Source organism: Rhizobium sp. 05L429, assembly GCF_056397645.1.
In genome coordinates, this window is the sequence record NZ_JBFTNV010000019.1 from 48,112 (window position 1) to 65,677 (window position 17,566).

The 17,566-nt window shown below is 59.6% G+C and carries 16 protein-coding genes; 2 read left to right on the forward strand and 14 right to left on the reverse strand.

Features of this window, described 5'->3' with window-relative positions:
• The first annotated feature begins 93 nt into the window (after nucleotides 1-93).
• On the forward strand, nucleotides 94-411 hold the full coding sequence (locus AC1DNW_RS20185; protein WP_477854133.1) for a DUF982 domain-containing protein: 318 nt from the start codon (nucleotides 94-96) through the stop codon (nucleotides 409-411).
• Between the two features lie 53 nt (nucleotides 412-464).
• Here AC1DNW_RS20185 and AC1DNW_RS20190 read toward each other — a convergent pair whose 3' ends face one another.
• The 3 genes from AC1DNW_RS20190 to AC1DNW_RS20200 all read right to left on the reverse strand — a co-directional run bounded on the left by AC1DNW_RS20190 (nucleotide 465) and on the right by AC1DNW_RS20200 (nucleotide 3,962).
• On the reverse strand, nucleotides 465-710 hold the full coding sequence (locus AC1DNW_RS20190) for a hypothetical protein (protein ID WP_477854134.1): 246 nt from the start codon (nucleotides 708-710) through the stop codon (nucleotides 465-467).
• Complete coding sequence (locus AC1DNW_RS20195; RefSeq protein WP_477854135.1) at nucleotides 707-1,741, reverse strand: lysozyme; 1,035 nt, start codon at nucleotides 1,739-1,741, stop codon at nucleotides 707-709. Before AC1DNW_RS20195 ends, AC1DNW_RS20190 begins: the two co-directional genes overlap by 4 nt.
• 271 nt (nucleotides 1,742-2,012) lie before the next feature.
• On the reverse strand, nucleotides 2,013-3,962 hold the full coding sequence (locus AC1DNW_RS20200; RefSeq protein WP_477854136.1) for an acyltransferase family protein: 1,950 nt from the start codon (nucleotides 3,960-3,962) through the stop codon (nucleotides 2,013-2,015).
• A 202-nt stretch (nucleotides 3,963-4,164) separates the two neighbouring features.
• Here AC1DNW_RS20200 and AC1DNW_RS20205 point away from each other — a divergent pair, with 202 nt between their 5' ends.
• On the forward strand, nucleotides 4,165-6,186 hold the full coding sequence (locus AC1DNW_RS20205) for an acyltransferase family protein (protein WP_477854137.1): 2,022 nt from the start codon (nucleotides 4,165-4,167) through the stop codon (nucleotides 6,184-6,186).
• On the opposite strand, the gene AC1DNW_RS20210 is transcribed toward AC1DNW_RS20205, so the two are convergent.
• From AC1DNW_RS20210 to AC1DNW_RS20260, 11 genes are read right to left on the reverse strand one after another with little or no spacing between them, the layout of a single operon-like run.
• Nucleotides 6,152-6,664 carry a hypothetical protein gene (locus AC1DNW_RS20210; protein ID WP_477854138.1) on the reverse strand — a complete coding sequence of 171 codons (513 nt, stop codon included), beginning with the start codon at nucleotides 6,662-6,664 and terminating at the stop codon, nucleotides 6,152-6,154. The genes AC1DNW_RS20205 and AC1DNW_RS20210 overlap by 35 nt on opposite strands.
• 9 nt (nucleotides 6,665-6,673) lie before the next feature.
• Complete coding sequence (locus tag AC1DNW_RS20215; RefSeq protein ID WP_477854139.1) at nucleotides 6,674-8,662, reverse strand: SGNH/GDSL hydrolase family protein; 1,989 nt, start codon at nucleotides 8,660-8,662, stop codon at nucleotides 6,674-6,676.
• A 24-nt stretch (nucleotides 8,663-8,686) separates the two neighbouring features.
• Entirely contained in the window at nucleotides 8,687-10,888 is a 2,202-nt protein-coding gene (locus tag AC1DNW_RS20220; protein ID WP_477854140.1) for a phage tail protein, read from the reverse strand.
• Nucleotides 10,885-11,301: a DUF6950 family protein gene (locus tag AC1DNW_RS20225; protein WP_477854141.1), complete on the reverse strand. Its 417-nt coding sequence runs from the start codon at nucleotides 11,299-11,301 to the stop codon at nucleotides 10,885-10,887. Before AC1DNW_RS20225 ends, AC1DNW_RS20220 begins: the two co-directional genes overlap by 4 nt.
• 6 nt (nucleotides 11,302-11,307) lie before the next feature.
• Nucleotides 11,308-11,922: a hypothetical protein gene (locus AC1DNW_RS20230; RefSeq protein WP_477854142.1), complete on the reverse strand. Its 615-nt coding sequence runs from the start codon at nucleotides 11,920-11,922 to the stop codon at nucleotides 11,308-11,310.
• Complete coding sequence (locus tag AC1DNW_RS20235; protein WP_477854143.1) at nucleotides 11,923-12,657, reverse strand: hypothetical protein; 735 nt, start codon at nucleotides 12,655-12,657, stop codon at nucleotides 11,923-11,925.
• 2 nt (nucleotides 12,658-12,659) lie between these two features.
• Nucleotides 12,660-15,539, reverse strand: coding sequence for a phage tail tape measure protein (locus AC1DNW_RS20240; protein WP_477854144.1), 2,880 nt, complete (start codon nucleotides 15,537-15,539; stop codon nucleotides 12,660-12,662).
• 4 nt (nucleotides 15,540-15,543) lie between these two features.
• Entirely contained in the window at nucleotides 15,544-15,831 is a 288-nt protein-coding gene (locus AC1DNW_RS20245; protein WP_477854145.1) for a phage tail assembly chaperone, read from the reverse strand.
• Nucleotides 15,832-15,890: 59 nt separating this feature from the next.
• Entirely contained in the window at nucleotides 15,891-16,304 is a 414-nt protein-coding gene (locus AC1DNW_RS20250) for a hypothetical protein (protein WP_477854146.1), read from the reverse strand.
• Nucleotides 16,304-17,041, reverse strand: a complete 738-nt coding sequence (locus AC1DNW_RS20255; RefSeq protein ID WP_477854147.1) for a hypothetical protein — start codon at nucleotides 17,039-17,041, stop codon at nucleotides 16,304-16,306. Before AC1DNW_RS20255 ends, AC1DNW_RS20250 begins: the two co-directional genes overlap by 1 nt.
• 57 nt (nucleotides 17,042-17,098) lie before the next feature.
• Nucleotides 17,099-17,530 carry a phage tail terminator-like protein gene (locus tag AC1DNW_RS20260; RefSeq protein ID WP_477854148.1) on the reverse strand — a complete coding sequence of 144 codons (432 nt, stop codon included), beginning with the start codon at nucleotides 17,528-17,530 and terminating at the stop codon, nucleotides 17,099-17,101.
• Between the last annotated feature and the right edge of the window lie 36 nt (nucleotides 17,531-17,566).

Below are 17,566 nucleotides of genomic sequence, written 5' to 3' on the forward strand. Positions count from 1 at the left end.
ACGGAACGAATCACGGCTGCATCTGTTGAGTCGCGAATCAGTATTGCGTGAGGTTTAGCGATGAGCGCCGCGACCGGAGTTCCAATCAAACCAATGACCGTTCAGGTGGGGGATGAAGGCCCCCGCCGGCTGAGCGCCACTGTCGAGGATCTCATGGGGATGCTCATGAGCGACAGGTGGCCGGATAGGTCATCGCCGAAATTCAGCCGCGCAATGAGCGCCTGCATGGACGCCACGGTCGGTGGCAGCGGCGATAGAGCCCGCACTGCCTTCGTCGATGCCGCCCATGATGCTGGGATCTCTGTTTCGCCCGATGATGACAGGAAGGCTAATCCCCGCCGCACCGATAAAGTGCGTAGCGACCGCGGTGCTGTGCGATCGAAACAGCCGCCTGCCGATCATTTGCGATAAGGTAGCTGTTCGTCGCCGGTTTTGGGTTGATCGCGACCAGGACGTCGCATGGCTCAGTTACCTTCGCCGTCTGGCAGCTCGCACCCGCCGAGCATAGCGCAAAGGCCGGGATCATCAGCAGCAAGTGCTTTCGCATCGATCTTCTTCCCATCTTTGAGGATTTGAACACGGCTGGCTTGAAGGTCGGCATAGACGTCTGATCGGCCGCCGGAGTATCCGAAGCCGTAGCCGACCAGAAAGGCGATGCCCGAGGCCGCCAGAGCGCCGAGCGCTAGCTTGAGCAGCGTCCCGATGGTCACCGGCGCTCTCCGGACTGGAAGGCTTCGACGCCTTTCTTCTCACCGTGGCGAGCGACCAGATAGACGCCGCCGGCAACAGCAACCACCGCTCCCATCCAGACATAACCCGGAACGTCAGACGCATAGTCCTTGACGTTGTCGACATAGCCTCGAGCAATCCCGAGATTGGCGACGATGCCATCGAAGAATGCGCCGGCGCTGGAGATGCCCGCCGTGACGAGCGCCCCGATCTTCATCATCCAGTTCGACCTTACTTCCGGCACGGCCTGGCGCACGGTCTGGGCCGACGCGTCGTTGCGGGCGAGCTTGCGCGCTGGTGCCGTATCGAGAGCATCAAGAAGCTGCTGGTCGATGAAGTCGCCGGGCGGGAGATCGTTCTCCTGCCGAAAGACAGTAATCGCGCCGCGCGTCATCTTGCCCATCTCACCGTCGAAGGAACCGTCGGCACGGCGGCTGCCGACTTCGGTATAGCCCTTCTCGAAAAGCTTGCGCTGAACGATCTCGGCCGTTGTCGTGTCGGTCCTGCCGGTAGGAACGGCCAGAGCAGCCACGGGAGCAGATGGCGCACCTTCGGAAAGGAACTGCGCCTGCTCCTGCTTCCGGCGCGCGGAGAGACCGGCGATAGCCACCTTCTTGCCGTTCACCGTTCCCTTGTTCCAAACGAGGAACTGGCTGGCCGCGCCCTGATAGTCGCGGGCGTTCAGCTTTCGGAGCAGCGTGGATTTCGAGAAGGCCATGCCCCCGATGTTGAAGACCAGAGACACAAGAGCGTCGAACTGGCTTTGAGTGAGCGGAACCTTCACGACGTTGTTGATGCTGTCCTCGACTGCCGCCAGGTCGCGGGTGAGGATCTGATCGGACTGAGCCGCGGTGATCTTCGTCCCCTTCTTGACTGCTGGCGGGCCGGCCGCCGTGGTGTGGCCTACGCCAACGGTCCAGATTCCGACGCTGTCGAGATAGGCGACGAGCTTATTGCCTTCACGCTGCGCAATAGCCTTGCGGCCCGCAGCGCTGGTGCGCATCGAGTTCATGGGAAGTCTCCGATGTTGGGAAAGTTTCGCGCAAGCTTCGCGATCGATTCATCCGCTTGCAGGAATCAAATGACGCGAGCATTCTCGCGGGTGATCATGAGGATCTTCGGTTATGGCCTATGACTGGACCGGCGTGCGCAGCAGACGTACTCGCCGTATCAAATTTGCTCTCGCTTCTATGATTGTTCTGGCAGTCGTCACGGCGCCGGTGCTCGCCTTTAGCTGACCACAGCGGTAACGCCTCGCCGGATTGAACCAATCCTGTGGTATTTTATCTGCTGGCTTGTGAGCCGATCGTCCTCATCAGGGGAGCGATGTCGGCCATCACCGTCTTGGCTCCGAGGCCTGACAGGTGCGTATTGTCGGAATAGATCGGCCCATCAGTAATGAGCGCGCATTGACCGTCCTTGCAAAGCGCTCCGAAAGGGTCGACGAAGGTGACCGTCGACGGCAAGTTAGCTTTCAGCAGCTCGTTAGTTTTTGCTCTCTGCGAGATAACCGGGTTGGAGATCGGCTGCACGGAGCATCCTGGATCTATATGATACAGATTCCCGTAGCAGCTCAGTGGCGCTCCTACGCCGCCTGATGTCGGGACGCTTCCGAGCACGATCATCTGGCGACCGCCAAACCCCTGCTGTAGCTTGGCTACCTCTGCGCCGACGAATTGATAGTAGGCTTCTGGCGACGTCACCGGAACGGAGGCGCCGCCGGCCTCCGAAACCATGGCCATCGGATCCCAATACTCGCCGAGCACGACCAGCGCGTTAGGGGCGTTCTTGACGGCCTTGAAAGCGTTCTCCCTAGCCTTGCGGCATCCGCGATCGTAAAGAACCGGGTCAGTAAATCCGGTATAGTCCCTTGTGTATTCCGGTGAATAGAACTGGCAGCTGCTGAACTCGTAGAAATCAACCTTCAGCCCCGCCAGCACCTCCTTCGCACCGAGAAAATATTGCCGCGAATGGGAATCCCCGATGAAAACGACATCTGGTGCGCGGCGTTCCTTCGAGGTGCTGCAGGGTGGCTTCTTACATGCATCGCCGCCGTATTTCCCGTCCGCGATGCGATCGCCTGCGACGAACTGCCCAATGAATGCCCCTCGCTCGCCAAGCCTCCAGAGCCATCCGCGCGACACCTGAATCTGCAGACCGATAGCGGTCACCACGAGTGCCGCGGTTATGGCGCTTCGGATATAGATCCGCGGCAACATCGTATAGCCGGAGACGCCGCGAGCCCTGAAGGGTCGTTCGATGCAAAAATACATGCCGATGGCTATCACGAATGTCAGAGCCAACAGCCAGACGCGCTCATGATGGAACAACGGCTCCACCCGGATGTACTGCCAAAACACGAGCAAGGGCCAGTGCGCGAGATAGAGCGAATAGCTGATAAGCCCGACCGCGACCGCAGCCTTGTTTCGGAGCAACACGCCGGACCACTTGGCTTGACCTCCCCAAATCACCAGAGCCGCGCCAACGGTAGGCAACAGAGCCGGATAAGATGGGAATAGCGTTGCTTCCGAGAAATACCGATAGGCATAGGTGATCATTGCCAGGCCGACCACCAGAGCGAGCTCCATCGCTCCATTCGACCTTGCCGCCGGCAGGAAAACTAGACCGGCTCCGATCGCAAACTCGAAGAACCGGAATGGCGACAGATAGAACAAGGTCGACTGATACGGCTCGAGCGCCAGGTTAGCGCCGAGGCTGACAATAAAGATGACCGCCAGAGCGAACACCGCCGGCCTCCGGCCAGACCTGAGAAGCCAGACCAGCGCGAACGGCCAGACGAGATAGAATTGCTCTTCGACGCTCAATGACCATGTGTGCAGCAGCGGCTTCAGATGCGAACTGACATCGAAATAGCCATGTTCAGACCAGAACAGGATATTCGATACCGAAAAGACCGACGCCGCCAGTGATCCACCAAACCTCGTCATCTCCTCTGGCGGGAAGAGGAAGGCCGCAGCCACCAGCGAGCACAGTAGCGTGAAGATTAGCGCCGGGAACAGCCGGCGGATGCGCCGCACGTAGAACCTCTTCGCCGAAAACCTTCCATGCTCGACGTCATCGATGATCAGCTTTGTGATCAGGTATCCACTGATGACGAAGAAGATGTCGACGCCGGTGAATCCACCGGGGAACGGCCCGAGCGAGAAGTGGAACAGAAGCACACCGAGCACTGCTACGGCTCGGAGCCCATCAATATCGGCGCGATAGTGCATTATGACCTTTCATCTATTCCGAGCAGACATACCGCATACTCGGATTTCTCCACAAGGCCTCGGTAGACGGGCGCAAGAAGTTCGATCGCTCAATTAGTGATGTCTGCAATGAAAAGAATATTGATCGCTTCCGGTCACCCTTTTGGGTTGCCGTCCGATCATGTTTCGTCTTAGGAGCTTAGAAAGGAACGGAGTCCGGTCATTGCTTCAGCGGAATATCGAAGGCGGCGCGAAGGGCGCATATCGTCCAGACATTGACGGCCTTCGCGCTATCGCAGTCGCTGCTGTCGTGCTCTACCATGCGCTACCGGTCACATTGCCAGGCGGCTTCGTTGGCGTGGACGTGTTCTTCGTGATCTCCGGGTTCCTCATCACCTCGATAATTCATGCCGAGATGGTGGGTGGACGCTTCAATATTCTGACGTTTTACGCAAAGCGAGCTCGGCGAATATTCCCGGCTCTCGTCACGGTCATGTTAGCCGTTCTGGTCGCAGGGTGGTTCCTGCTCCTGCCCGACGAATACGCTGAAGTCGGGAAACACGTTGCCGCCGGCTCTGGCTTCATCTCCAATCTCGTGTTGCTCGGCGAGGCCGGCTACTTCGATGCCACCGCAAAGTTCAAGCCGCTGCTTCATCTCTGGTCGCTCGGGATAGAAGAGCAGTTCTATTTGCTTTGGCCTCTTATGCTGATGATCGCTCTCAAGGCCAAACGTTACGGCAACACCTTGGTCGGCATTTGCGGGGCGGCCTCCCTAATCTATTGCATCGCATTGACCCGCACTCATCAGTATTCGGCTTTCTACTTGCCTCAGTCTCGCTTCTGGGAGCTGCTCGCCGGTGGCGCGGTCGCGATGATCTTGGCCAGCAGGAGCCAACGCGCGGAAGCATTCATTGAGCGGCGGGGCGATGTCCTGGCTGCGATCGGCCTCGCGCTCGTTGTCGGGTCCGTACTTCTTGTTCGGGAGAACAGGCATTTCCCCGGCCCGTCGGCTATCTATCCGGTCGCCGGTGCCTGCCTGCTCATCATTGCTGGGGCTAGAACCGCAATTAACCGCTTCGCGTTGGCTGCTCGTCCCATGCAGTTCGTCGGACGGATAAGCTATCCGCTCTACCTCTGGCATTGGCCGTTGTTGAGCTTTCCAGCAATCATCCTTGGAAAGGAGCCATCGCTCGGCCTGCGGCTGTTGGCAGTAGTCGCTTCTGTCGTCCTAGCCTTCGCCACATATCGGCTCATCGAAAGGCCAATCAGATATCGAGGCCGGCTGGCGGTCCCGGCAATTGCGTCAGCCATAGCGCTCGCGCTGGTCGGATTTTCAGGCATCGCCGTCATGTTGAAGCAAGGCATTCCGGATCGTCCTGCAATTCAGAGGCTTGAAGGCGCTCAAGCCCTCTTCGTCGGGCCTCTATGGCAGTTCACTTCGAATGACATCTGCAAACAGCGTTATCCTCTCGCCGGTTCCGAAAATTACGGCTGGTGGTTCTGCATGGCGAACAAAGATGCCGATCCGACAGTCCTGATCCTCGGGTCAAGCTACGCCAATCACCATTATCCGGGAGTCGTCTCGAATCCGGCCTTTGCGGGCCAGTCTGTTCTATCAATAGGCTCATGCGAGCCGGGTTGGGTGAACGAGACTGACGTCGAGGCCAGCCCCGACGCCGATCAGTTCAACCCATGCACCACCCGCCACGCGTTCGAGCAGATGAACATGATCAACGGCATAATCGCCAAGGGGACGATCAAGCTTGCGATCCTCGACGGGCTTGTGAGATCACCGCCGACGCCCGCCTACATTTCTGCGGTCGAGAAGCGGATTGCATTCCTAGAAGCTAACGGTGCCAAAGTCGTTCTGCTGACGCCACATATGAAATCTGAATATTTCATAAAGGCGTGTTTTGCTCGCCCGCTCCGGCCGCCGGCTGAAACTTGTGAAGTTCCGATCTCGAAGGCTGAAGAGCTGACGCAGACGATGAAGCCTCTAGTTGACCACCTCATCTCCAAACACCCGGAGGTGGCGATCTTCGATCCCAATTCGCTATTTTGCGACGGCGCTACCTGCTCCTTCATCAAGGATGGCAAGCCCTTGTTCCGTGACGAGTACAATCACCTTTCCGAGTTCGGCAGCGATGAGATGAGCCGAAAACTCGTTGAGTGGCTCAACTCCAATCGCCCGGAGATGCTTGGGTCTCTGGCTACCAGCCAACAATCGGCACCGAAGCCTCAATGAACATCGTCTTGGTCGTGGCGAGGATGGCGTTGCCATTCTGGGCGAGCACAGGTGTTCCGGGAACGGAAAAGGCCAGATAGTTCACGTTCCCGAACGCAATGACTTGGCCGCTTGGTAGGCTTACGTCGTCACTCGACCAGGCCCCCGCCCTGAAGCCAGTAGTATTTTTCGCGATATCTATGACCAGCGGAGACCCGGACGGTCCGCAAGACACCTGCGCCTGCACAGCGGTTGGCGTCTGGGAGCGGAAACGACCTCTTATGAAGAGTGTGTCTCCTACACGGCGCTGAAACATCGACACCTGATCAGGCGTGCCGAACCCCTGGAAAACGGGGGCATACGACACCCATGGCGTGATTATCGGAATATCCGCCGGGATGCCCAGCAGAACCCGAACGGCCTCGTCATCGGCGGCAGAAAGGATCTGCTTGCCGATGTCCGTTAGGTCCTCGATCATTGACTGAGTGAGCTTTGTCATGGGTATGCCTTACGGTTTGCAAGCGCCAGGCGTTGCGAGAATGGTTGCCAATATGAGGTCGTGTCCGAGGGGACCGGGATGCTCAGCGTCTACAAAGAGCGCCGCGAAGGCGGTCGGGCTTGCCAATCGGATAGCGTTGAAAGCTTCGTAAACCGGGACGTAGACGACGCCAGCCATCGCACCGACCTCTTGTGTCGCCGTGAGGTACGGGCCGAAGCCGGCGATCAGATCGGACTCTTGCGTCTGGTTCGACGAGATAACTGTGACCTTGATGCCGGCGGACTGGGCCATATTCACCATCGAAATCATCTTCGACTTGAAAGTGGCGACCGGTAGCGGATCGTGGAAATCGTTGATCCCGAACATCAGGGTCACGACTTGCGGACTATATTTTGCGATAGCGGCCGCAAAGCGCGCCTCGCCCTCGCTCGCGTTCTCCCCGCCGATCCCGCCGTTGACGCCCAGCGCCCAGCGCAGCGCGTTCTGGACCTTGTGGCGAAAACTATCATGCTCCAGAACGCCAGGTCGGATAGCGTATGTCACGCTATCCCCGTGGAAGTAGATGTCGCTGTGGGTATCGGACGGATAGCTGCCTGACATGCGCAGCGTACCGGCGGCGTCCACCGGTACCGCCGTCGTGCCGGAGCCGCTTGCATATCTCGTCTGCATCAGAATCGTGGTGGTGTGCCCCAACAAAACGCCCTGCAACTCGTCGCCGGCATAAGCAACGCTGGCAGCCGATATCGAAACAGGAGTGTTGAGGTTAGCTGGCAGAGGCACGTCGCCGAGATCGATAAGCATGTCACCGGTGCCTGTCGCTCCGGTCCACGTCAAGTCGACAGAAAAATGGACCATTCCGTTTTCATGGCGGTAAGTGCCGAAGGCTGTCGAATAGTTTGCCGTGCCAGAAGAGGTCGAGCCTTTGACAACGGGGTTGATGTTTCCCCTGCTGGTAGTGCCAGCGATAAGCGAGAGCACATCCTCGCCAAGCTTCGGGACGGTCACAGCGCCGTCGATGAGAATGTCTTCGCCTACCGTTCCATCGCTAGGCGCACCAAGCTCCCGGACTTCCGTCTGCACCACGGCCTCCCACGGGATGCCAGCGCCCGGATCATCAACGAACGTGAAGGTGCTGCCGCTGATCGTATAGACCGACGAGGTGTGGTCCTGAATGACACCGCCGAGCTTGATGTCGATGTTGTTAATGCTGCCGATCGCCACGCCGACGTCGTAAGGACCGACGTTCGCCGGCGCGCCCGTACCGGTTACGCCTCGAGCCGAAGCGCGATTGTAAGTGACCGCCCCTTGCGCGACGAGCGCCCATTCCTTGGCTGACCTGGTGAGGGCGCCCCCCGGCAGAGTTCCCTCCGCCCACGCCGCTGACAAAGCTGCAGCCGCTTCCGATGCCGCCTGAATAGCCGAGCTCGCGATATCGCTGGCGAGCCGGAACTGGCTACCGGATTTTACGCCTAGAACCTGCATGCCGCCCGTGATGGCGCCAGCCAGGATGTCGTTCCCGCTGCTGGTCTTCACGGTCAGCACTGTGCTTCCGTTAAACTGGACCGTTACCGGGCTGCTGTCGTTCGCTTCTGCAACGTCGAGGATGACAAGGATTCCATCGACGATCGGGAGGGCGGATGTGGCCTTTATGGCGTTCGGCGTCCCCTCGCCGCTATCAGAGGCAGGGATGAAGGAGAATGGCAGTGGCAGGGCATAGATGAATGATCCCGTGCCGGATGCTCCAAGCTTTCTCCAGATGCCATTGTTTGCCGGCGTCGGGTCTGCGTAGACCCAGATTGTCTGGTCAGGAGCGTAGGAGAGATCAGCGAACAATTCCGCCTTCGTCGCCTTCGCTTCCGACCCAGCGCCTACGCCAACGGCATTCAGGATCGTCTCGTATTGCGTTAGCAACAATCTGATCTGATCTTTGCTTGGCTCATACGGGTTGGCGGAGGGCCCGTCGGCGAACACAGTCGCCGCGTTAGGGGAAAAGGCCATGTTGTTCTCCAGGGGGAAGATTAATTAGATCGTGATCGTTGAGGACGCCTGAGAGGCCGATGGGATGCCCGAGCCGTTCTCGGCTCCGCACCAGTATTTCCATGTCCCGAGGCCCGGCGTGTCGGTCAGGGAAATCGTTTGATTGGCGGTCACATTGTACTGGCCGATAAGTGCCGCGGCAGCGAAGCTTTGAGACGTGGTTCCCCGCTTGAAGATGAGGAATCGGGTGTTGTCGTTCGCGGCTTTGGCGCCAACCGTCACGGTCCCGGCGGCGTTAGACGTCGTCATATTGATCGGCACGCCCGGTCCGGTCGGATCGACTGTCGATGTGACGTTCGCGGTTATGGACCATGGACCATAGTCGCCATCGGAAGCGATGAAGGCCACCTGCACGTCCAGAAGCTTGTTCGACGGCACGACGTTCGTGCTCATGTCGATGAAACCGCCAGCCGGAACCGGATTTGGAAACCGTTGTTCGATCCATGGCCCCGGCGTGCCCGAACCTGCATCGGCGAGTCGATATCTCACGACCGGGATAAGACTGGTGTCTGCCGGATCGATGATCACGACTCGGACGTAAACGCTGTCACCGTTCGGTCGCGCCTGGACGAGATTGATGACCGGCGTCAGAATGCCGGCGGGGCTCGTTCTTGGCGGTGTCGACGGCTGGCGGCCTTCATCGGTCGCAGGGTTCCACGCATCGATGTTGTCGGGATGCCTCATGATATCCATCACAAAGCCACCCTGGAGCAGAGACAGGACCGATTTCCGGTTTTCGACAATCCTGCCGTCCAGTTTCGGGATCATGTTCGGCGTTACGAGGCGGACCCACCGGCTATAAACTGAATTGATGCCAGAGAGCCGGACGTTGAGCTGGCCCGTCACCTTCTGCTGAAGGCGCCGCCAATCGCGGATACCGAGCCTTCTGGCTTGTCGCCACTGTTGGACCCACTGATAGTTCGCCTCCTGGGCCAGGACGCGGCCAGAGGTTAGCTGAGCAGCTGTGTCCTCGAAGAAATCCGTGTCGGACGTGGCATAGCCGATCTCCGGATAGCAGAACTTCGGCACAAGGCGATTGCACTCGTCCTCGAATAGGACGTCATATTCGATCTGGTGACCGACGATGTCCGCATCCGTGAGCGTCGTCAGATACTTCGCGCGAAACTTCCCGACGATGAACAAGAGCGCGCCATCGCCTCGCTCGCAGACCCAGCCGTCGCAAGACGACAAAATCGCGTTTGTCGCGGCTTTGGGATCGTTCTCTGTGGTGTCGAAGCCGTTGCATTCATAGCGCCGCTCGAATCCCCCTCCAGCCAGGGGAACGAGCTCGTCGCAGACATCAGCCTCTTCCTGCCACATGTCGAGAACCGGCAGGATCGCGCGCCGGTAATCTCTACGATGTCCGAACTCGTTGAAGCACTGATGCCAAGCCATGATGACGGCGGCATTTCGGGTCCATTGCCACGTTGCCGGGTTCTCCGGGTTTTGAAGCGCGTCGCGAAAATCCCAGCAGAGGGCCATATCGGCCTCGACCGAGAGCTGCGGCGGCCCATAAGGAAACGTCTTCTGCTGCCGTTCTGCCTTGTCGCTCGTGGCGATCATGGCGATTGAGGCTTGACCGTCCCCGCGGTGGTTGTGCGTCCAAACACCCGATGCTGCCAAATCACCGGAGATGATCGTGTAGGGCGTCTCCGGCACCAAACCCAGGCGGCTCAGGATCATGACATTGGTTTTGTAGTTGGTGCCCGGGTTGATCTCGCTGTTGCCCGCGAGCGTTACCTCATCGTCGTGCAGCCAATATCGGTTGATCGACTTGATCCGATGCCCGGCGATGGCCTGCACGGCATAGAGCTTCTTGCCAACCGCTTCCCAGAGCATGAATGCACCTGCGATCCGGTTACGGCCCACACCCCACCAGCGGTAAGGGATGGACTGGATCTTCGGGATCTTCCCGTCTTCCGGCTTCGGAGGCTTCGGAGCGAGCAGAGCTTGGATGCCAATCGAGATAGCCGTAGTCGCGATTGCCGCGGCCCCCGTTGCCAGGATGCCGGCCGTCGCGGCAGAGAAGCCCAACGACGTGAACAGCGTCGTGAACAGAGGGGTGAAGATCGGGTCATAGAGCGCTGTGCTGCCACGCAAAAACCGATCCTGCCATTCCCACCGATGGCTGTCGAAATAGTGCTCGGCCTCACTCGGGACGCTCTCATAGGTCGCCTTGAGGCTCATGCGGACAGTCTCCATGCGGCGATGAATTCTGCCTTTGTGGCGCGAACGCCGGCAGGATGAATGCAGGCCCACAGAGGCCCAAAGCGGATGGCGCCGATCAAGGCTTCTACCTGATCCTCCGTGGTCTCGCCGGTCATCGCCCGGATCAGGCCGATATCGCCCGTATCGGGGCTTTGCACCCGCTTGGCGTTGATGGGGGCGAGCTGCCGCTCCATCAGTGCGAAATTGCCGCCGTGACGGTCGAGAATGCGCTGCGCTTCTTCGCGCGTGCTGTAGGTGCCACGGAACTCATCGGCGGGGTCTATGCCAGTCACGCGCGCCGCCCATGAAGCCGGGAACGTCAGGCAGTCGTCGCCGCCAACCCCGCCCCATCGGAACCGGTGCGGAAGCGCAAGGAAATGATGGATGTCCATGAAGCCTCAGCTAAAGACCGGCCATTTAGGCTGGATGCCGCGGGCAAGCCTTGGCGTGCCGTCGCAGAATGCATCTGACGGATAAAGCGAACGCTGCATTGCGTCCGACCAGAGAACCTTCGAAGGCCGTGACCTGGTGTTCTCACCAGCAACCACTGCCAGGCTGAGCGAAAGCGTTGCCGTCTCTCCTTCCCGGATCGGCGGGCGTGCCTCCTTCGGATGCGATGCCACCCCGGTCCAGATCGGGATGATCTTACTCATCGGCTGATAGTAGCGATCGAGCGTCGTCAAGCCGACTTGCACCAGCTTGCCGCGCACCGGTGGGATGCTATCGATCATCTTCGCGCCAGTGGCCGGGTCGATACCGGAAACCGAGAAGTCCACTGCATCCGACGTGCCGTTCACAAGCACCTCGAGCGATGGAACCCCAATCAGACGCCCGCCTCCGAGATAGACCGTGCCGTCCGGATCGATGCCATCGAATCCGATCGGCACGTCATTAACGCCGAACCACATATGCAGCGCTGGGTCCGTGTCGATGCGCAGGAACACGCCGAGCTGATGGCTGCCGCGCATCTCCTCGATGATCGCAGCCGGGACATATTGAGCCGAGTAGGCCATTCAGAACGCTTCCGTGAACTGGACCGTCGGCCGCGAGGAGTACCAGCCGGAATATTCCCACGGCACCGTGACGCCCTTCGGAAGCTTCATCACGCAGCGAGGGCGGGCCAATTCGACGCGCGTTCCAGCGCTCACCGCTTCACGAAGCGGAGGTGCAAGCGCCAGCCGATAGACGGGATTTTCCTCGTCGGTCTTGTCAATCAGCTCCCAAGAGCGATAGACGCGCCAGCCCTTGACCGGGTGGTAAATCGAAAACCAGTCCGACCACCTGAAGACGCCCCTGGCTGCCCCGTAAACCCGCATGGAGATGACGCCGGCATTCAAGGCTGCGTCCTCGGTGAGTTCGCCGTAGACGGTCGCCTGCGAATATCCAGAGCCATCCGAGAAGAGCGCTCCATCTGAATGCGGGATGCCGGTGATGATCGGCCGGCGCGTGCCTCGGATAATCGGGAAAGGCCCGATCTTGTCGTTGACCACAGGCACGTTGATGAAGCGGAACCCGCCATTGAGGCGAGCGCCGAGCCAGTTCAGTACCTCGAAGCGTTCGTCCGGCCCTTCGAGCACCATCTCCGAATAAGTGGCGGTGATGATACCGCCGCCCGACGTCTCGACGCTGATCGGCTCTCCAACACCGTTGACGCCGCCGTCGAAACCACTGCCCGGGTTATCGAAGCGCGCCTGCTTCGGCCGCAGGAAATCCACGGGGAACATTGGCTGATCGGTATAAACGGCCATCCTCAGCCCACCCGTGAATTGAATTTCTTCTGCGTGTTGCCGAAGCCGCCGCGCGCCTGGTCGATCTTGTCCTGGTAGAGCGCTTCCTGCGCACCCTGCCGTGCGAGCTCGCGCACATGCTCGTCGCCGCTCCCGCCGTGGACATGGACTTCCAGTTTGCGAGGCGAGCTTGAGCCGTTGTCGTTGCCTGCACCCATCATCTGGGCGCTGCGGTTGGTGTTGAAGACCTGCGAGCCTTGCGGAAGGTTCACCAACTCCGGGCCGCGCTCACCGACGATCGACAAGCCACCCGGTGCATAGTTCGTGCCATCGGCATAAAGACCGATACCGCCGAGCTTCCACGCGCTCGCGAACTGCGCCGATGATGCGAAGATGCTCTTGCCTACACCGGACAAGGCGCTCAGCAGACCCCCGCCGCCGCCAGACACACCGCTCGCAAGCGACTGGCCAGCTTGCGAAAGACCGCTGCCAAACTGATTGAGACCTTGCGAAGCAGAGCCCGCAGAATTCGCCAGTTTGTTGACGGCATCCGTTGCGGTCTTGCTGGCGCCGCCGATACCCTCGAAGTTGCCGATCCCGGCCTTGCCGGCACCGTACCATGCACCCCAGCCGTTCTTTGCTGCGTGGTCGAGGGCGAAGTCGACACCAGCAGGTCCGTTGGCTGCATCGGCAGGGTCGAGACCAGTGCGCGCCATGAAGGAGTTTCCAAGGCCAGTCGGAAAGCCCGTGCCCTTACCTCCCTTGAGAAGCTGGAACGGCCCGTAGGAAGGTTCGCGAAAACCATTTTTCGAATAGCCAGACTGCAAGTTCCAACTGCCGAGGCCGCCCTCGGACTTTGCGACCCTCAGGGCGATGTCCGGGTCAATGCCGCGAGCGGTCGCGGCCGAGCTGATGTAGGAGGCTATGTCTCCAAGCGGAGCGCGAGCGACTGGGATAACTGGTGCCCGCCCCATGTTGTCGTTCGCTGCGCCCCCGAAAACCGAGGTTGCAAGCGAAGCCGCTCCGGAGATGGATCCTCCGCCTTTGCCGCCGGTGAGCAGTCCAGAAATCAGGTTGCCGATGCTATCGAAGAACTTCTTCCACAGGTCTGATGCCTGGCTTGTAATGGCCGCCTCAAACCCCTTCAGGAAGGCTTTGCCGATATCGTGGCTACCCGAGATTAGCTCACTGCTGAACGCATTCCCGAAATCGTTCGCGATCTCCTTGGCTTGCTGGCCGCGAAGCTGCTGTCGGATGGTGTTGGCTTCAGGCGAGTTCAGATCCTCGTTGAAGCCGTAGCGGTTCAGCGTGCCAGCGACCTGCTGATCCATGGCGCTGCGCTCTGCCTGGCGCTGCTGGAAGCTGATGTCGAGCCAGAAATCAGCCTTTGCCTCCTGCGCGCGACGGTAAGCCTTCTCAAGGTCGGTGACCTTGTCAGTCTGATTGTCAATCTCGAAGAAATTCGGCTTCTGTCCTGGCACCGGAACATTCGTCAGCCGGCCATCGCCGTTCAATATTGTGGGTGCGCCGGGATCCTGATCAAGCTCCAGAGGCCGACGGCCGGGAACAGGAACGTTCAACGGCACGAAATCCGATGGTCGGAGGGTTCGACCGCCATCGGTGAACGTCGAGCCCGTTACGATGTCCTGGACGTTAGTGCCGCCGGCGATCGCTTTGATCCATTCGGTGCGTGCTTTCTGAGCCGCCTCGACGCCCCGGTAGATGGACGCCGTTACCTTGTCGAAGGCATCCTTGAAGTCGAGAACGGCAGGTACGCCATACTGTGAAACCGCATTTGCCAACTCACTTTGGACGCGGTTGAGATCGGACATTGAGGCTGTGCCGTCGTCCAGTCGATCGCGCAGATCGCCCCACGCCTCGCGCAAGTCGCGAATAACCACGGCATTGCTAGGGTCGCCTTGCAGAGCACGGAAGGCGGCAACGCCCTGCTTCTGGATGGAATTCAGATTCTCGGAAAGACCATCAAGCTCGCGACCGGCAAGAATTTCGCCTGCCTGCTTGCCCTGCGTGAGCTTATCTACCCGGTCCAACTGATCGACATACGCTTTGAGGGCCGGCGCAGCATCTCCCCAAAGCTCAGTAGCGCGGCGGATCTGATCGTTCTGATCCTCAAATAGTCGCTTTGCTTCTTCCGCTTCATCGGAGGCGTTGAAAAAATACTGGTAGGCGGCGACTGCCGCGGTGGTCAAACCAATAGATAGCAGTGCAACAGGATCAAAGAGCGATGTGGCTGCATCAGCTAGACCGTCCATCACTCCGCTCGTTTCTTCCCCTTCCTTTCTAAGGGTCTTCAAGATTTCGCCCAACTGAGTACCCTGCTGCAAACCTACCTGGAGCGGGTTCCCGAAGGCTGCTGAGACGGCGATGTCTTGAAATTGCGCAGTTATGCCGGCGGTTTGATAATTGCCACCTCTTCGCTGGTTTGCGTTGGCGGCACTCATTGCCTGTCCCGCAGAGATAGCGGAGGTTTTTAGGCGTTCGTAAGCAAGTCGCTCGCCGTCAAGTGCCTTCTGCATCTGCTGCGCACTGATTGCCCCAATCTTGTGAGCGCGCTCGATCTCGCCGATGGCGATCTCATAGTTGCGTGTTGCCTGGGCGAGAGGCTGATACTTGAGGGTGAGGCGTTCGACCTCCATGCGGAAGGCGCGGACATGCTCATCCTGATCAGTCAGGGACTTCGCCATGCGCTCCATCGGAGGAGCGGCTTTGCCGGCTCCCTCGGCGGCTCGAGAGAGGGAGCCACCAAGCGATGCAGCTTCCGTCTGGAGCTTATCTGCGGCCTGCTGGGTACGTGCAGCAGCAGACGTCAGCCTGTCGAGATCAGCAGCCGCGGCCGATGCCTGCGAGCTGTCAATCTTAAACCCAAGGGTGGCTTCTGACATGAGGTCACTTCCGTTTATTGGGGAAGATGGCATCGAAAAGCCTGCTGCTGAGCGGGCGCTCCGATACCTGCTGCTCCGGTTCTTCCTTATCGGCCGCCTTCTGGGCAACCACCTCGCGGCGCTTCAAGTCCATGGCGATGATGGCGTCAAGCTGCCACTGGAGAAGCGCCACGCCTCGAAGCCGCGACCACTCCCCGATCGCCTGAAACCCTATGGGGTTGGCCCCAAAGCCGTTGCTTGTGCGCTGGCAATCGAGTTCGCGGAACCAGTACCAGACCTGTTCGCCGGCCACCGGTACCGCGATTTTTCGTCCCTCATGCTGATCGACGATGAGGCTGCATAGCTTCTCGATCAGCCTTTGGTAAAAGAGCTGCGGCGAACCGCCCTCACCTCGACCTGATCACGGATGATCCTGAACTTGGCATAGAGGTTGCGAACGTTCTCTTCCGAGAAGGGAATGACCTGGCCGCCGATCTTCGGGTTGGGCGACCAATGCGTCGTCGATTTGGCGAGGATCGCAATCATGCGGTCGTCGGAGTCGTCTGTGGCGGGGTCGAGGCTGGAACGCTCGGCCGCCTTCTTTGCGAACTCAGCCGCGACATCGCGCATGGCCTTCTGCATTCGGTCGCTGTCGGGACCGACGAAGCCGATCTTGAGACCGATGGGCTCCCCGCGTTCATTGAGGATATCGATCTCGATACCCTCTTCCTGGGACTGGATGAGGGTTTCGAGGCCGGAGAGGTCGGCGAAAGCTTCAGAGGTCATCAAGCACCTACCGGAGCCACGGTGATGACCGGGCTGTTGATTTCGACATTGCCCTGAAGCAGGCGAGCAGTGTTCGCGCCGCCGCCATTCTCCTGCGCCGTCATGACGATGCCGTAAAAGAACTTGGTGGTGCCGGCCGGAACGGTGGAGATCGTGTGGACGCCGGACTGCGTGCCGGTGGTGGTGATCGCCGCGCCGCCGGGGGTGGCAGACAGAGTGATGGTGTTGGCGTCGGTCACCGTCTTCACATAGTAGGTCGTGCCAGCGGTCAGGCCGGTCGGCAGCGCGCCAGTGGTCGACAGCTTCACCGGATCGTTGACCTGGCGGCCGTGCCCGGTCCAGGTGACCACACCAGGCGCAGCAATCGTGATAGTTGCCACGCCAGAGACGACAGGCGGTGCGTCATCGAAAGCCAGTTTGAAGGGATAGTTGAAATCCGTGTTCTCGGCAGCAATCAGCGCGATCTGGCCGGGGTCGTTCGGCATGATGATGAAGTTGTTCTGCATCGAGCCTGCGTTGCGCGTGCCCTTTGCCTTCAGCGTCCGGCCGGAGGAGATGACGTCTTCCGAGATGAGCGTTGCGGCATCGCCGATCGCACCCATCGTCTGCCAGCCTTTGAGCTCGGTCCATGTGACGGATGCGAAATCGGTGGCATCGATGTCGGCATCATCGGGAACGGTGTTGACGGCAGGGCCGATATAGATCTTGGCACCTGCAACCGGGTAAAGCTGCGGCATGTTGATTACCTCTCATGTCTGATTGCGCTTGCCGAAGGCGCGAACACGGCAGGCCAATCAGGCCGGAACTTGCGGGTAGCAAAGCCACCTCGTGGTGACGGGTATGTTGTGGTGCGTCTCACCGGTGACGAGGACGCCGATTTCCGGATCCTCATCGATGCGGACTTGGGTATCGACGCGAAAGAGCTTCGTGCCGCGGCGAAGGTGCGCGCGAAGCTGGCCGGCGAGGTTGTAGCCGTCGACGATCGCCGAGCCTTTCGGCCACATGACGTTGGTGCGCATGAAGCCTTGCCGGATCGGGTCCATTTCAAGTGACAGGTCCGTCTCAATCGAGCGGTTGAAGTGCACCTCGACGCTGATGAACTTGCTCGTTGCAGTCGGAGTGAAAGCCACGCCCGGCAAGACCATCGTGACGCCAGCCGGCGGAACGAACTCCTGGCACCGGACGAGCAGTGCCTGATAGATTTTCATTTCCACGCTATCGACCATCTGCTACCTCAATGGCCTATGGCCGATAAACTCAGC

Excerpts from the sequence above, each read along its gene's own strand:
- AC1DNW_RS20185 (WP_477854133.1), top strand. The coding sequence starts at position 94 with ATGACCGTTCAGGTGGGGGATGAAGGCCCCCGCCGGCTGAGCGCCACT.
- AC1DNW_RS20195 (WP_477854135.1), bottom strand. The coding sequence starts at position 1,741 with ATGAACTCGATGCGCACCAGCGCTGCGGGCCGCAAGGCTATTGCGCAG.
- AC1DNW_RS20200 (WP_477854136.1), bottom strand. The coding sequence starts at position 3,962 with ATGCACTATCGCGCCGATATTGATGGGCTCCGAGCCGTAGCAGTGCTC.
- AC1DNW_RS20210 (WP_477854138.1), bottom strand. The coding sequence starts at position 6,664 with ATGACAAAGCTCACTCAGTCAATGATCGAGGACCTAACGGACATCGGC.
- AC1DNW_RS20215 (WP_477854139.1), bottom strand. The coding sequence starts at position 8,662 with ATGGCCTTTTCCCCTAACGCGGCGACTGTGTTCGCCGACGGGCCCTCC.
- AC1DNW_RS20220 (WP_477854140.1), bottom strand. The coding sequence starts at position 10,888 with ATGAGCCTCAAGGCGACCTATGAGAGCGTCCCGAGTGAGGCCGAGCAC.
- AC1DNW_RS20225 (WP_477854141.1), bottom strand. The coding sequence starts at position 11,301 with ATGGACATCCATCATTTCCTTGCGCTTCCGCACCGGTTCCGATGGGGC.
- AC1DNW_RS20230 (WP_477854142.1), bottom strand. The coding sequence starts at position 11,922 with ATGGCCTACTCGGCTCAATATGTCCCGGCTGCGATCATCGAGGAGATG.
- AC1DNW_RS20235 (WP_477854143.1), bottom strand. The coding sequence starts at position 12,657 with ATGGCCGTTTATACCGATCAGCCAATGTTCCCCGTGGATTTCCTGCGG.
- AC1DNW_RS20240 (WP_477854144.1), bottom strand. The coding sequence starts at position 15,539 with ATGTCAGAAGCCACCCTTGGGTTTAAGATTGACAGCTCGCAGGCATCG.
- AC1DNW_RS20250 (WP_477854146.1), bottom strand. The coding sequence starts at position 16,304 with ATGACCTCTGAAGCTTTCGCCGACCTCTCCGGCCTCGAAACCCTCATC.
- AC1DNW_RS20255 (WP_477854147.1), bottom strand. The coding sequence starts at position 17,041 with ATGCCGCAGCTTTACCCGGTTGCAGGTGCCAAGATCTATATCGGCCCT.
- AC1DNW_RS20260 (WP_477854148.1), bottom strand. The coding sequence starts at position 17,530 with ATGGTCGATAGCGTGGAAATGAAAATCTATCAGGCACTGCTCGTCCGG.